Below are 11,604 nucleotides of genomic sequence, written 5' to 3' on the forward strand. Positions count from 1 at the left end.
ACCATGGTAAACGACTTCCAGGTCGAGTTCATCGAACGCGAAGACCGACGCGCCCGTTTCGTCGCGCGCGGTCTGACCCCGGCGCTAGCCAACGGCATTCGCCGGGCGATGGTCGCCGACGTGCCGACGTTCTCCATCGACACCGTTCGGTTCGTGGAGAACACCTCGGTCATGTTCGACGAGATGATCGGGCTTCGTCTCGGTCTGGTTCCGTTGACCACGCCTCTCGACGACTTCGAACCCGGTGACACCGTCACCGTCGCGCTCGAAGTCGACGGGCCGGCAACCGCCTACTCCGGGGATATCGAATCCGCGGACGACATGGTCGTCCCGGCGGACGAGAACATCCCCATCATCGAGCTGAAGGAGGGCCAGCGCCTCGAGTTCGAGGCCGACGCCGTCCTCGGCTACGGAAAAGACCACGCCAAGAACCAAGGCGGGGTCGCCGTCGGCTACCGACACCTCCAGCGCGTGGAGGTCGTCGGCGACGCCGGCGAGTTCGATGAACAGGAGCCGAACATCCTCCGCGGCGTCATCGAAGAGGCCGCGGCGGAGCACGCCGAGGGGGACGCCGAAGACGGCGACCTCGTCGCGACGGAGACGTTCGGCAACGACCTGACGGAGCGGTACCCCGGAAAAGAGGTCGAAGTACACGACGTGCCCGGCGCGTTCGTCTTCAGTGTGGAGACGGACGGGTCGTTCGACGTCGACGAGCTCGTGACGCGCGCCGTCGCCTCCTTGGGTGACCGCGCGGCCGAACTCGAAGAGAAGGTCGCACTGTAAGAATGAACACTGCCCCGTCTCAACACCGGCGTTCGCCCGCCCCACGAGGGGTTGCAGCCACCGATAGCGTGGCGTGTGACTCCCTCACGGCGGCGGGTCGGACCGAAGGTGTTTTTACGGGGCATGAAGTACAGCGGAATGCTTGCAGGGATAGCCAAGTCTGGCCAACGGCGCAGCGTTCAGGGCGCTGTCTCATAGGAGTCCGCAGGTTCAAATCCTGCTCCCTGCACTCCGCTTTCTCTCTGGAGGTAGACAATGAGTAAGACGAACCCGAGACTCAACAGTCTCATCGCCGAGCTGAAGGCGGTCTCGCGTGAGTCCGGTGCCAACGTCTGGCAGGATGTCGCGGACCGTCTCGAAAAGCCACGGCGCACCCACGCGGAAGTCAACCTTGGTCGTATCGAACGATACGCTCAGGAAGACGAGACCGTCGTCGTGCCCGGCAAGGTGCTGGGTAGCGGTGTGCTGCAGAAGAACGTCACAGTCGCGGCCGTGGACTTCTCGTCCACCGCTCGAAAGAAGATCGAGCAGGTCGGCGACACCGTGACGCTAGAACAACTCGCTGAACAGAACCCCGACGGGTCCAACGTACGGGTGATCCGATGAGCCTCGCAGAATTCGACGCAGACGTCGTCGTCGACGCTCGAAACTGCATCGTCGGCCGCGTCGCCTCGGAGGTCGCACAGCGCGCCCTCGCAGGCGAGACGGTCGCCGTCGTCAACGCGGAAGACGCCGTCATCACGGGCTCGGAAGAGGACGTGATGGCCAAGTACAGAAAGCGCGTCGAAGTCGGTTCGGACCAGGGTCCGTACTACCCGAAGCGTCCCGATCGCATCTTCAAGCGTGCCATCCGCGGCATGCTTCCGTACAAGAAGCCCCGCGGCCGCGAGGCGCTCTCGAACGTCCGCGTCTACGTCGGCAATCCGTACGACGAAGACGGCGAGATGCTCGAAGACACCTCGCTGGACCGCCTTTCGAACATCAAGTTCATCTCGCTCGGAGAGGTCTCCGAGAAGCTGGGTGCTAACGTCACATGGTAACGAACACGTCCGGTAAGAAGAAGACCGCAATCGCCCGCGCCACCGTGCGTGAAGGCGAGGGTCGAGTCCGAATCAACTCCCAGCCGGTCGAGCTGGTCGAGCCGGAGATGGCCCGCCTCAAGATGCTGGAGCCGTTCCGCATCGCAGGCGAGGACCTCCGCTCGCAGGTCGACATCGACGTGCGCGTCAACGGCGGCGGCGTGGCCGGTCAGGCCGACGCAGTCCGCACCGCGCTCGCTCGTGGGCTGGTGCAGTACCTGAACGACGCGGAGCTTCGCGACGCGTACATGGAGTTCGACCGCTCGCTTCTGGTCAACGACGTTCGCCAGTCCGAACCCAAGAAGTGGGGCGGACCGGGCGCGCGCGCTCGTTACCAGAAGTCCTACCGCTGAGGTGATTTAACCATGATGATTCCCGTCCGGTGTTTCACCTGCGGCACAGTGATCGGCGAACACTGGGACGAGTTCAAAGCCCGTGCTCGCGAGGGAGACGAGGACCCCGCTGACGTCCTCGACGACCTCGGGGTCACGCGTGCCTGCTGCCGGCGGATGATGGTGTCGCACAAGGACCTCGTGGACGTCGTATCCCCCTACCAATGATGCAACGGTACAACCGATACGAGAAGGCACGCATCCTCGGCGCGCGAGCGCTGCAGGTCTCCTACGGGGCCCCGGTTCTCGTCGATTCGGAACAGACAGAACCGATATTAATCGCCGCTGAGGAGTACGACGCAGGTGTACTTCCGTTCACCGTCAAACGAGAGGGTAAGTGACAACATGACTCGAATCACATCCGTAGCTCTGCGCCGCGTGCTCGACTCCCGTGGAAACCCGACGGTCGAAGCCGACGTGCTCACCGAATCCGGTGGGTTCGGTCGCGCTGCGGCCCCCAGCGGGGCATCCACCGGCGAGTACGAGGCGATCGAACTGCCGCCGACCGAAGCAATCGCCGCCGCGCGGCGACACGCGGTTCCCCGACTCGTGGACGAGGTCCACGCGGGCAACCAGCGCGAGGTCGACGCGACGCTCCGCGCCGCCGACGGCTCCGAGAACTTCTCGGAAATCGGCGCGAACAGCGCGGTCGCCATCTCGATGGCGGCGGCCAAGGCCGGTGCCGACGTGCTCGGTGCGCCCCTGTACCAGCATCTCGGCGGCGCGTTCCGCGGCGACAACTTCCCGACGCCGCTCGGGAACGTCATCGGTGGCGGTGAACACGCCAAGGAAGCGACGAACATCCAGGAGTTCCTCGCCGCGCCGGTCGGCGCGCCGAGCGTCTCCGAAGCCGTCTTCGCCAACGCGAAGGTCCACGCCCGCGCGTCCGAGATTCTCGACGAGCGCGGCGTACCCGCCGCGAAGGGCGACGAGGGTGCGTGGGCACCGCCGGTCTCCGACGCCGAGGCGTTCGAAATCATGGGCGAAGCGGTCTCCGACGTCGAGGACGAACTCGGCTTCGAGATCGGCTTCGGTCTCGACATCGCCGCCTCGGAGATGTTCGAAGACGGCGTCTACCACTACGGTGACGAGACGAAGACGACCGACGAGCAGATCGACTACGTCGCCGAGATGGTCGACGAGTACGACCTCGTCTACGTCGAAGACCCCCTCGACGAGAACGACTACGAGGGCTTCGCGGAACTCACAGAGCGCGTGGGCGACCGCACGCTCATCTGCGGTGACGACCTGTTCGTCACCAACGTTGACCGTCTGCAGGACGGCATCGACGTGGGCGCCGCGAACTCCATCCTCATCAAGCCGAACCAGATCGGGACGCTGACCGACGCGTTCGACGCCGTCGAACTGGCCTCCCGAAACGGGATGGACGCCGTCATCTCTCACCGCTCCGGTGAGACGGAAGACGCGACCATCGCACACCTCGCCGTCGCAACCGACGCGCCGTTCATCAAGACTGGCACGGTGCAGGGCGAGCGAACCGCCAAACTGAACGAACTCATCCGCATCGCGGACGACGCAGTATGAGCGACAACGAAAACGACGCGGTGGAGGTCGCAGACGAGGAACCCGAGACGGAGACCGAAGCGGTCGCCGAGACGGAACCCGCCGAGGCCGCCACCGAAGACGAGACAGCAGAGACCGCCGAGGCGGCCGACGACGCCGCCGAGGCCGAAGAAGCAGAGCCGGAACCGGCCTTCGACGAGGACGTCATGCCCGACGAAGACGCCGACCTGCTCATCCCGGTCGAGGACTACCTGGCCGCCGGTGTCCACATCGGTACCCAGCAGAAGACCAAGGACATGGTCCGGTTCATCCACCGTGTCCGCGACGACGGGCTCTACGTGCTCGACGTCAGCCAGACTGACTCGCGAATCCGCACCGCCGCGGACTTCCTCGCGAATTACAGTCCGGAGCAGATTCTGGTCACGTCCTCCCGCCAGTACGGTCGCTTCCCGGCCGAGAAGTTCGCCGACGCCGTCGGCGCTCGCGCCCGCACGGGCCGCTTCATTCCGGGTACACTGACGAACCCGGACTACGCCGGCTACATCGAACCCGACGTGGTCGTCGTCACCGACCCGATTGGTGACGCGCAGGCCGTCAAGGAGGCCATCACGGTCGGCATCCCGGTCATCGCGATGTGCGACTCCAACAACCAGACGTCGAACGTCGACCTCGTCGTCCCGACGAACAACAAGGGTCGACGCGCGCTGTCGGTCGTCTACTGGCTGCTGGCCAACGAGACGCTCGACCGCCGCGGCTCCGACACCGTCTACGCCCTCGAAGACTTCGAGGCCGAACTGTAGTTCGGGACGACCTTCCGATTCGACTTTTCTGACGCTCGCCCGGTGAGCGGCGGCGTTGTCGCTCAGTTCGGTGCAGCCACGACGACGCCGACGCGAGTCGAGTCGACGCCACGCGAGACCGCGGCCCCGAATCCGCCACAAACGGTTTTGTGCGCCGTTCCCATAGCTAAACACATGAGCAAACTCCTTCACCAGCTCACCGTGGGCGAACTCGCAGACAGGGTGGACGCGGGAGAGTCGTTCACCGTGGTCGACACGCGGCCGCCCGAGAGCTTCGAGTCGTGGCACATCGAGGGCGCGGTCAACGTCCCTTTCCACCCCGTCGACGGCCTCGGCGGCGACTGGGACTGGGACCGCGTCGGCGACCTCGTCGGTGAGGGGCCGGTCGTCGCCATCTGCGGGAAAGGGCTGTCTTCGACGTCGTTCGGGTTCGAACTGGCCGAACGCGGCTACGACGACGTGGAGGTCGTCAAAGGCGGCATGGAAGACTGGAGCAAGCTGTACGAGGTAGTCGAACTCGACACCGGCGACGACGATCTGTTCGTCGCGCAGGTCCAGCGCCGCGCAAAGGGCTGTCTCGGCTACGTCGTCGGCTCGCGGTCGGCCCGCGAGGCGGTCGTCGTGGACGCCACCCGGCAGATTCACGAGTTCGAACTCGTCGCCGCCGACGCCGGGATGACGGTCGCTGGTGTGCTCGACACGCACGTCCACGCCGACCACGTCTCGGGCGGGCGAGCCCTCGCTGACCGCCTCGGCGTGCCGTACTACCTCGGGGCGGAGGCGACCGACCGCGACGTGGCCCACGAGTTCACCGCGCTGGACGACGGGGAGACGCTGGCCGTCGGCGACTACGATATCGAGGCGATGCACGCGCCGGGGCACACCTCGGACATGACGAACTACCTCGTCGACGGTCGGTTCCTCCTCACCGGCGACACGCTGTTCGTCGAATCGGTCGGCCGGACGGAACTCCAGTTCGGTGATTCGGACGCCGCGACGGGGGCGGAACTCCTCTACGAGACGCTTCACGACACGCTGTTGTCGCTGCCCGACGAGACGCGCGTCCTCCCCGGCCACGTCTCCGTCGGGGCGGACGGGCGCTACGGCGTCGCCGCGCCGGGCGAACTCGTGAGCGCGACGCTCGGCGACCTGCGCGAGGGACTCGACTTGCTGTCGATGGACGAGTCGGCGTTCGTCGCCCGCGTCACCGAGGACACGCCCGAGAAGCCCGCGAACTACGAGCGCGTCATCGACATCAACACCGGGCGGGCCTCGGTCGGCGGCGAGGAGGAGGCGACCGAACTCGAACTCGGACCGAACAACTGCGCCGCCTGAGCCGACCGTCCGGCATCGGTCGGTGATTCGAGGCTTTTCAGGACGGAATCGGTCGGGTCAGGACAGTTCGACCGCGCCTAACCGACCGTCGAACAGGTCGTGGTCGAACCACGCCATGCGCCGGTCGCTGTATCGAATCTCGGGACCGAGCGACAGCGCGGTGCGCGCGCGGTCGAGGTCGGTGACGCCGACGAGGAACGCACACGGCCCCTCTCCGACCTCGTCGATGCGCGCGTCGAGCGCGCCGTCGCCGGGTTCGCACAGGGCGAGCGGCGTGCCCGGAAGCGTGGCGAACTCGGGAAACGGGCCGTTGATATCGACCGGCGAGGGGTACCGGTGTCGCCGGGCGAACAGCGCCGCGGTCGCCTCGCGGTCGCGGGTGGCGACGACGACGGTCTGGAGGCCGCGAAGCGACGCGTTCGGCGCGGCCTCCGGGACGCGGTAGCCCCGCGGGGTGCGGTCGTGAATGAAAAAGGGGAGTCGCTGGTCCGACCCCTCGAAACACATGTCCCACTCGACGAGGCGGCCGTCCGGTCGGGCGCGAGAGGCCTCGTGGGGGCCGTCGACGGGGAGGCCGGCGTCGATGGCGGTCTTGGCGCTGGCGGCGGCGTCGTCGGTCTCCAGACACCACGCCGCGGGGCCGGCGTCGGCAGCGAGGTAGTCGGGCCAGAAGCCGGCGTCCGTGGCGTCGGTCCCGAGCGTCGGCGCGATGAGTTCGAGGTACGATCCGTCGGGGAACGGCACGACGGCCATGTGGGTCGTCCCGGTCCCGTGTTCGCCGCCGTACGTCGGCGTCAGTCCGACCTCGCTCGCGGCCGCCCGGAGTTCGTACAGTTCGGTCCCACCGAACGCGACGTGGTCGATGGTTCGGTCCATACGCCTTCCACGTTCGACTCGGTATAGTGCTTAGGGGCGGTCCTGTCTGCGAGTTAGCGAGTCGGACCCCCCCGACCGAAGCGTTTTGCGTCCGGCCCACCACGATACGGTATGAACCTCTTTCGGAGCGTCAGAGCGGTCGCGGACGCTTCGGCAACCGGCTCCGGAACCATCGACTGGGACGCCGTCGCCGAGGCCGCGAAGTCCGCGACCGACCCCGGCTCGCTCGACCTCACGGACGCCGAGCGCGCGGGCTACGCGGCAGACGTTCGCGACGCGCGCGACCGCCTCGCGGCCGTCGCCGAGGTGGAGTTCGACGTGCCCGAGGTCGTCGAAGTCCAGAACCGACACCACTGGATCGACGCGAACGTGGCGACGTTCCGCCGGGTGATGGTCCCGTTCGAGGAACACGGCCCCACCGTGCTCCCCGGGTTCACGCGCGCCGTCAACACCGGGTCGTTCGCCTTCGTCCTCTCGTTTCTCGGCAACAACGTCCTCGGCCAGTACGACCCGCTGCTCCTCGCCGACGGCGACGACGACCACGGACTGTACTTCGTCCACCCGAACATCCGCCGGGTCGCCGACAGCCTCGACGTGGACTACCCGCGGTTCCGCCGCTGGATTGCATTCCACGAGGTGTCGCACGCCGCGGAGTTCGGCGCGGCCCCGTGGCTTTCGACGCATCTCGAATCGCGGATGCAACGCGGGGTCGACGCCCTCGTCGACGGCGACCTCGACCGCGACGCCTTCCGCGAACTCGACACGGCGATGACCGCCGTCGAGGGCTACGCGGAACTGCTGATGGACCGGGCGTTCGACGACGACTACGAGGACCTCCGCCGGAAGCTCGACGAGCGTCGGCAGGGCGGCGGCCCGGTCGCCAAACTCGCGCGTCGGCTCCTCGGACTCGGCCTCAAGCGCCGGCAGTACGAACGCGGCGCTCGCTTCTTCGAGCACGTCGCCGACGAGCGCGGCGTCGTCGCCGCGTCGCGGGTGTGGGACCATCCGGAGAACTTACCGACCGACGCGGAACTGGACGCGCCCGAGCGATGGGTCGCCCGGGTGTCGCCCTGAGGGCGGCGTCGCTACCGGCGGTTCACCGCGGTGAACTCGCGGCTCCACCGCCGCAGATACCACGTGAGGAGCCCCCCGATGACCACCCCACAGAGCAGCGCGACTGCGGCCTGAACGAGCGTCGCCCCCGCCTGCACGGCGACGAGCGCGGCCGACGCGCCGACCAGCAGGATGAAGCCGATTTTGAGTCGGTTGTTGGCGAGTCGCGTCTCCTCGTCGCTCATGCTCGAACCGACCATCGTCCCTCCGAAGTCGCGCCGTGCGGGGAGTGTCGCGACCGCCCGCCGAGCCTATCGTCCATATCCGTGTATTGGATGCCGAGGGTTTGAAACCGAGGTTCTCACTGGAAGCCGCGGTCGACGCCGTCGGACTCGATGAGGTCGTCGAGGTCCGACGAGAGCAGTTCGTCGGCGTCCGTGAACTCCTCCGTGAGGTCGTCGAGGCGGTCGGGCCGGGCGTCGAACTCGTAGTCCATCGGGCCGAACGCCGGACTGTCGAGCGCCTCCATCACGTCGGTGAAGAAGTCGTCGGCGGTGGTCGGCGCGTCGGCGTGGACCTTCACGGTCTCTTCGAGCCGCCGCGCCATCGACTCGGCCTGCGACTCGTCTTCGGGCGGGTTCTGGACGGCGAACCGGCCGGGGGTGGCCTCGCCGTCGCCGTCGTCGCGCCGACGCGGGAACAGCGGGTCGAGGTCGTCGTCGATGCGGCGGGCGACGCGAGCGCCGACGCCGCGGACCTCGTAGGGGTTCTTCGCGTACGTCTTCAGCTGGTAGACGCCGGCGTCGGGGTGGGCGAGAAAGAGGTCCTCGCCGAGGCTTCGGCGGCGATTCCCCGCGACGGCCCGCCACGCGTCGGGGTCGCGGTCGCGGTCGCGGCCCGCGTCGACGACCTCCGAGAGGATGTCCTGCCAATCTCTGACGCGCATGGATGTGCGTACCGCGCGGGAGAGAAAGAGCGTGACGGTCGCGGGGGGTTCGGGCGCGCCCCGCCCCGTCGCGGGCGCACGTCCGGTCCCCGGGTTCCACCGACGGCTATTTGCCCGCGCCTCACCGACGGTTTCGACGTGAACCTTCGCGGTCCGCTCGTCGAGGTCGGCGAGCCGCGCGACGTCGAAACGAAGTACGGCGAGCGCTCGCTGGCGGAGGTGACGCTCCGCCCCGAGCGCGGGACCGGAGAGCCAGTCACCGTCACCCTCTGGGGGAAGTGGACCCACGCCGCCGAACACGCCGAGCCGGGCATGGACATCCTCGTCACCGACGCCGAGGAGTCGGAGTACCGCGGCGAGACGACGTACTCGACGGGCTCCGAGTCGTTCGTCGTCGTCGAACCCGACTTCCTCGTCGACGTGACCGACATCCGCTCGTGGGTGCAGTGCTCGCGGATGTACTACCTGAACAAGCTCTCGGGCATCCCGCTGAACTACCCGGTGGTGAAGGGGACCATCGTCCACGACGTGTTCGGCGACCTCCTCCGCGGCCGCGACCTCGACTCGTCCATCGACGAGCGCATCGACGAGCGCGGCCTCGAACTCGGCCTGCTCGGCCGCGAGGTAGACGAAGTCGCGGACGAGGTGCGCCGCAACGCCGCCGCCATCGAGGGGTGGCTCTCGCAGGGCGTCCTCACCGACGAAGACGAGTGGCGCTCGGAGTACACCCTCATCTCACCGACGTTCGGCATCAAAGGCCGCGCCGACGCCCTCCGCCGGGGGTCGCCCGTCGAACTCAAGACCGGCAAGAACCTCAACCGCGACCCGCGGTTTCAGGACAAGATTCAGGCCGCCTCCTACGCGCTCATCCTCGACGAGCGGGGCGTCCCGGTCGACACGGGGACGCTCCTCTACACGAAGAACACGACGCTCGACCGCACCGAGGAGTCCGGCGACCTCTCGCCGGCGAAGGACTTCTCCATCGGCCGCGGCCTGCTCGAATTCGTCGTCCGCACCCGCAACGAAATCGCGGCGATGGAACACGACGCGTCGGTGCCGACCGGCTACGAGGTGAACTCGAAGTGCGAGTACTGCTTCGAGAAAGACACCTGCATGGTCGTCTCCGGCAGGCTCGACCAGGAGTCGAAAGCCGGCGCAGTCGGGAAACCGGTGCCCGAAGACGAACGCGACTACTTCGACCGGTTCTACCGCGCCGTCGAGGAGGAGCGCCGGTCGGTCCACAACGAGTACCGCAAACTCTGGGACCAGAGCGCCGAGGAGCGCGCGGACGACGACCGGGCGCTCATCGGCCTCGAACCCCTCGGCCAGACCGAGCGCGCCGACGGCACGTGGGAACTCCGGGCGAAGCAGACCGACGACGCGGTGTCGAAGCTCCGCGCCGGCGACGTGGCGCTCGCCAGCGACGGCCACCCCGTCGAGGGGCACGCCGAACTCGCGCGCATCGTCGAACTCGGCGACGAAATCGTCGTCACGACCGACGAACCCGTGCCGCTCCGCCGCCTCGACGTGTACCCGTCCGAACTCACCGTCGACCGCCTGCTCACCGCCCTCCACGACGCGGTGCTCAAGGGCTCGCCCGACCGCAAGGACGTGCTGTTCGGCCGCCGCGACCCCGACGTTTCGGACCGCTCTGCGGGCCGCACGTTCATCGACAACAACGACGCCCAGGACGACGCGGTGCGCCTCGCGGTCGACGCCGACGACCTCGCGCTCATCCACGGGCCGCCGGGGACGGGCAAGACCTACACCATCGCCCGGACCATCCGCGCGCTCGTCGAAGACGGCAACCGCGTCCTGCTGTCGGCCTTCACGAACCGCGCGGTCGACAACGCGCTCGAAGCCCTGCGCGACCAAGGATTCGAAGACATCGTCCGCGTCGGAACCGAATCGGGCGTCCGAGAGGACATGCAGGACGTGCGCCTCTCGCGGAGCGGCGACCCGAACGCGCTCGCCGCCGCCCTCCGCGACGCGCCGGTCGTCGCCGCGACCACCGCCTCCTGCGGGTCGCGCGTGATGCGCGAGCAGTCGTTCGACGCCGCGCTCGTCGACGAGGCGTCGCAGATAACCGAACCGGGGACGCTCGCCGCGGTCAACCTCGCGGACCGGTTCGTCCTCGTCGGCGACCACAAACAGCTTCCGCCGGTCGTCCGCGCCGAAAACGACCTCCAGACATCGCTCTTCCAGCGACTCATCGAGACGTACCCCGACGCCTCGGTCATGCTCGACCGCCAGTACCGCATGTCCCAGCGGATTCAGGCCTTTGCCTCGAAGGAGTTCTACGACGGCGCGCTCCGCCCGGCGACGGGCGCGGTCGCCGCCCAGCATCTCCGAGACCTCGGCGTCGACACCGCGGACCTCCCCGCCGAACTCGCGGACCAAGTCGCCTTCGTCGACCCGGGCGGCCGGCGCGTCGGCAACACCAACCCCACGGAGGCCGACCGCGTCGCGGAGGTCGTCGCCGCCTACGAGGCCGCCGGCGTCGACGCCGACGACATCGGCGTCATCGCTCCGTTCCGGGCGCAGGTCGCGGAAATCTCCCGCCGAACCGACGCCACCGTCGACACGGTCGACCGATTCCAGGGCTCCTCGAAGGAGGTCATCGTCGTCTCGTTCGTCGCCACCGGCGAGTTGGACGGCCCGCTGTTCGAGGACCACCGCCGCATCAACGTCGCGCTGACGCGGGCGAAGAAGGCGCTGTGTCTCGTCGCCGACGCCGACGCGCTCGCATCCGACCCGTTCTACGACCGGATGCTCGCGTGGGCGCGGCGGTAGGCGTCTCCGCGGCGCACCGACCG

14 protein-coding genes and 1 tRNA gene are annotated in these 11,604 nt (G+C 68.0%); 12 read left to right on the forward strand and 3 right to left on the reverse strand.

The features are described from left to right. Nucleotides 1-3 precede the first annotated feature (3 nt). The 10 genes from DEQ67_RS09370 to DEQ67_RS09415 all read left to right on the forward strand — a co-directional run bounded on the left by DEQ67_RS09370 (nt 4) and on the right by DEQ67_RS09415 (nt 5,913). Complete coding sequence (locus DEQ67_RS09370; RefSeq protein ID WP_004061327.1) at nt 4-783, forward strand: DNA-directed RNA polymerase subunit D; 780 nt, start codon at nt 4-6, stop codon at nt 781-783. 144 nt (nt 784-927) lie between these two features. Then, nucleotides 928-1,012, forward strand: a tRNA-Leu gene (locus tag DEQ67_RS09375). 26 nt (nt 1,013-1,038) lie between these two features. After that, complete coding sequence (locus tag DEQ67_RS09380) at nt 1,039-1,389, forward strand: 50S ribosomal protein L18e (protein WP_004043025.1); 351 nt, start codon at nt 1,039-1,041, stop codon at nt 1,387-1,389. After that, on the forward strand, nt 1,386-1,823 hold the full coding sequence (locus DEQ67_RS09385) for a 50S ribosomal protein L13 (RefSeq protein WP_004061328.1): 438 nt from the start codon (nt 1,386-1,388) through the stop codon (nt 1,821-1,823). Before DEQ67_RS09380 ends, DEQ67_RS09385 begins: the two co-directional genes overlap by 4 nt. Then, nucleotides 1,817-2,215, forward strand: coding sequence for a 30S ribosomal protein S9 (locus DEQ67_RS09390; RefSeq protein ID WP_004043023.1), 399 nt, complete (start codon nt 1,817-1,819; stop codon nt 2,213-2,215). The genes DEQ67_RS09385 and DEQ67_RS09390 overlap by 7 nt, the downstream gene beginning before the upstream one ends. 12 nt (nt 2,216-2,227) lie before the next feature. Continuing rightward, complete coding sequence (locus DEQ67_RS09395; RefSeq protein WP_004061330.1) at nt 2,228-2,422, forward strand: DNA-directed RNA polymerase subunit N; 195 nt, start codon at nt 2,228-2,230, stop codon at nt 2,420-2,422. Beyond that, nucleotides 2,419-2,595, forward strand: coding sequence for a DNA-directed RNA polymerase subunit K (locus DEQ67_RS09400; RefSeq protein ID WP_004043021.1), 177 nt, complete (start codon nt 2,419-2,421; stop codon nt 2,593-2,595). Before DEQ67_RS09395 ends, DEQ67_RS09400 begins: the two co-directional genes overlap by 4 nt. A 4-nt stretch (nt 2,596-2,599) precedes the next feature. Beyond that, nucleotides 2,600-3,799, forward strand: a complete 1,200-nt coding sequence (gene eno / locus DEQ67_RS09405; protein WP_004043020.1) for a phosphopyruvate hydratase — start codon at nt 2,600-2,602, stop codon at nt 3,797-3,799. Beyond that, complete coding sequence (rpsB, locus tag DEQ67_RS09410; RefSeq protein ID WP_004043019.1) at nt 3,796-4,578, forward strand: 30S ribosomal protein S2; 783 nt, start codon at nt 3,796-3,798, stop codon at nt 4,576-4,578. The genes eno and rpsB overlap by 4 nt, the downstream gene beginning before the upstream one ends. A 174-nt stretch (nt 4,579-4,752) precedes the next feature. Further along, a complete protein-coding gene (locus tag DEQ67_RS09415) occupies nt 4,753-5,913 on the forward strand; it encodes an MBL fold metallo-hydrolase (RefSeq protein WP_115802789.1) in 1,161 nt (386 codons plus the stop codon). A 57-nt stretch (nt 5,914-5,970) separates the two neighbouring features. On the opposite strand, the gene DEQ67_RS09420 is transcribed toward DEQ67_RS09415, so the two are convergent. Further along, nucleotides 5,971-6,789 (reverse strand): VOC family protein, encoded by an 819-nt coding sequence (locus tag DEQ67_RS09420; RefSeq protein ID WP_115802790.1) that lies wholly within the window; start codon nt 6,787-6,789, stop codon nt 5,971-5,973. Nucleotides 6,790-6,900: 111 nt separating this feature from the next. On the opposite strand from DEQ67_RS09420, the gene DEQ67_RS09425 reads away from it, so the two are divergent. Then, on the forward strand, nt 6,901-7,863 hold the full coding sequence (locus DEQ67_RS09425; protein WP_115891503.1) for a zinc-dependent metalloprotease: 963 nt from the start codon (nt 6,901-6,903) through the stop codon (nt 7,861-7,863). Between the two features lie 11 nt (nt 7,864-7,874). Here DEQ67_RS09425 and DEQ67_RS09430 read toward each other — a convergent pair whose 3' ends face one another. Next, on the reverse strand, nt 7,875-8,102 hold the full coding sequence (locus DEQ67_RS09430) for a hypothetical protein (RefSeq protein WP_004043015.1): 228 nt from the start codon (nt 8,100-8,102) through the stop codon (nt 7,875-7,877). Nucleotides 8,103-8,203: 101 nt separating this feature from the next. Then, entirely contained in the window at nt 8,204-8,788 is a 585-nt protein-coding gene (locus DEQ67_RS09435) for a hypothetical protein (protein WP_115802792.1), read from the reverse strand. A 138-nt stretch (nt 8,789-8,926) separates the two neighbouring features. On the opposite strand from DEQ67_RS09435, the gene DEQ67_RS09440 reads away from it, so the two are divergent. After that, nucleotides 8,927-11,581 (forward strand): AAA domain-containing protein, encoded by a 2,655-nt coding sequence (locus DEQ67_RS09440; RefSeq protein WP_115861716.1) that lies wholly within the window; start codon nt 8,927-8,929, stop codon nt 11,579-11,581. Nucleotides 11,582-11,604: the final 23 nt, after the last annotated feature.

The organism is Haloferax sp. Atlit-48N (assembly GCF_003383015.2).
In the GTDB taxonomy this organism is placed as follows: Archaea; Halobacteriota; Halobacteria; order Halobacteriales; family Haloferacaceae; genus Haloferax; species Haloferax volcanii.

Bases quoted from the DNA above. Each gene is read 5' to 3' on its own strand.
- DEQ67_RS09420 (WP_115802790.1), bottom strand. From the start codon at position 6,789: ATGGACCGAACCATCGACCACGTCGCGTTCGGTGGGACCGAACTGTAC.
- DEQ67_RS09370 (WP_004061327.1), top strand. From the start codon at position 4: ATGGTAAACGACTTCCAGGTCGAGTTCATCGAACGCGAAGACCGACGC.
- eno (WP_004043020.1), top strand. From the start codon at position 2,600: ATGACTCGAATCACATCCGTAGCTCTGCGCCGCGTGCTCGACTCCCGT.
- DEQ67_RS09390 (WP_004043023.1), top strand. From the start codon at position 1,817: ATGGTAACGAACACGTCCGGTAAGAAGAAGACCGCAATCGCCCGCGCC.
- DEQ67_RS09400 (WP_004043021.1), top strand. From the start codon at position 2,419: ATGATGCAACGGTACAACCGATACGAGAAGGCACGCATCCTCGGCGCG.
- DEQ67_RS09380 (WP_004043025.1), top strand. From the start codon at position 1,039: ATGAGTAAGACGAACCCGAGACTCAACAGTCTCATCGCCGAGCTGAAG.
- rpsB (WP_004043019.1), top strand. From the start codon at position 3,796: ATGAGCGACAACGAAAACGACGCGGTGGAGGTCGCAGACGAGGAACCC.
- DEQ67_RS09385 (WP_004061328.1), top strand. From the start codon at position 1,386: ATGAGCCTCGCAGAATTCGACGCAGACGTCGTCGTCGACGCTCGAAAC.
- DEQ67_RS09435 (WP_115802792.1), bottom strand. From the start codon at position 8,788: ATGCGCGTCAGAGATTGGCAGGACATCCTCTCGGAGGTCGTCGACGCG.
- DEQ67_RS09425 (WP_115891503.1), top strand. From the start codon at position 6,901: ATGAACCTCTTTCGGAGCGTCAGAGCGGTCGCGGACGCTTCGGCAACC.
- DEQ67_RS09415 (WP_115802789.1), top strand. From the start codon at position 4,753: ATGAGCAAACTCCTTCACCAGCTCACCGTGGGCGAACTCGCAGACAGG.
- DEQ67_RS09395 (WP_004061330.1), top strand. From the start codon at position 2,228: ATGATGATTCCCGTCCGGTGTTTCACCTGCGGCACAGTGATCGGCGAA.
- DEQ67_RS09430 (WP_004043015.1), bottom strand. From the start codon at position 8,102: ATGGTCGGTTCGAGCATGAGCGACGAGGAGACGCGACTCGCCAACAAC.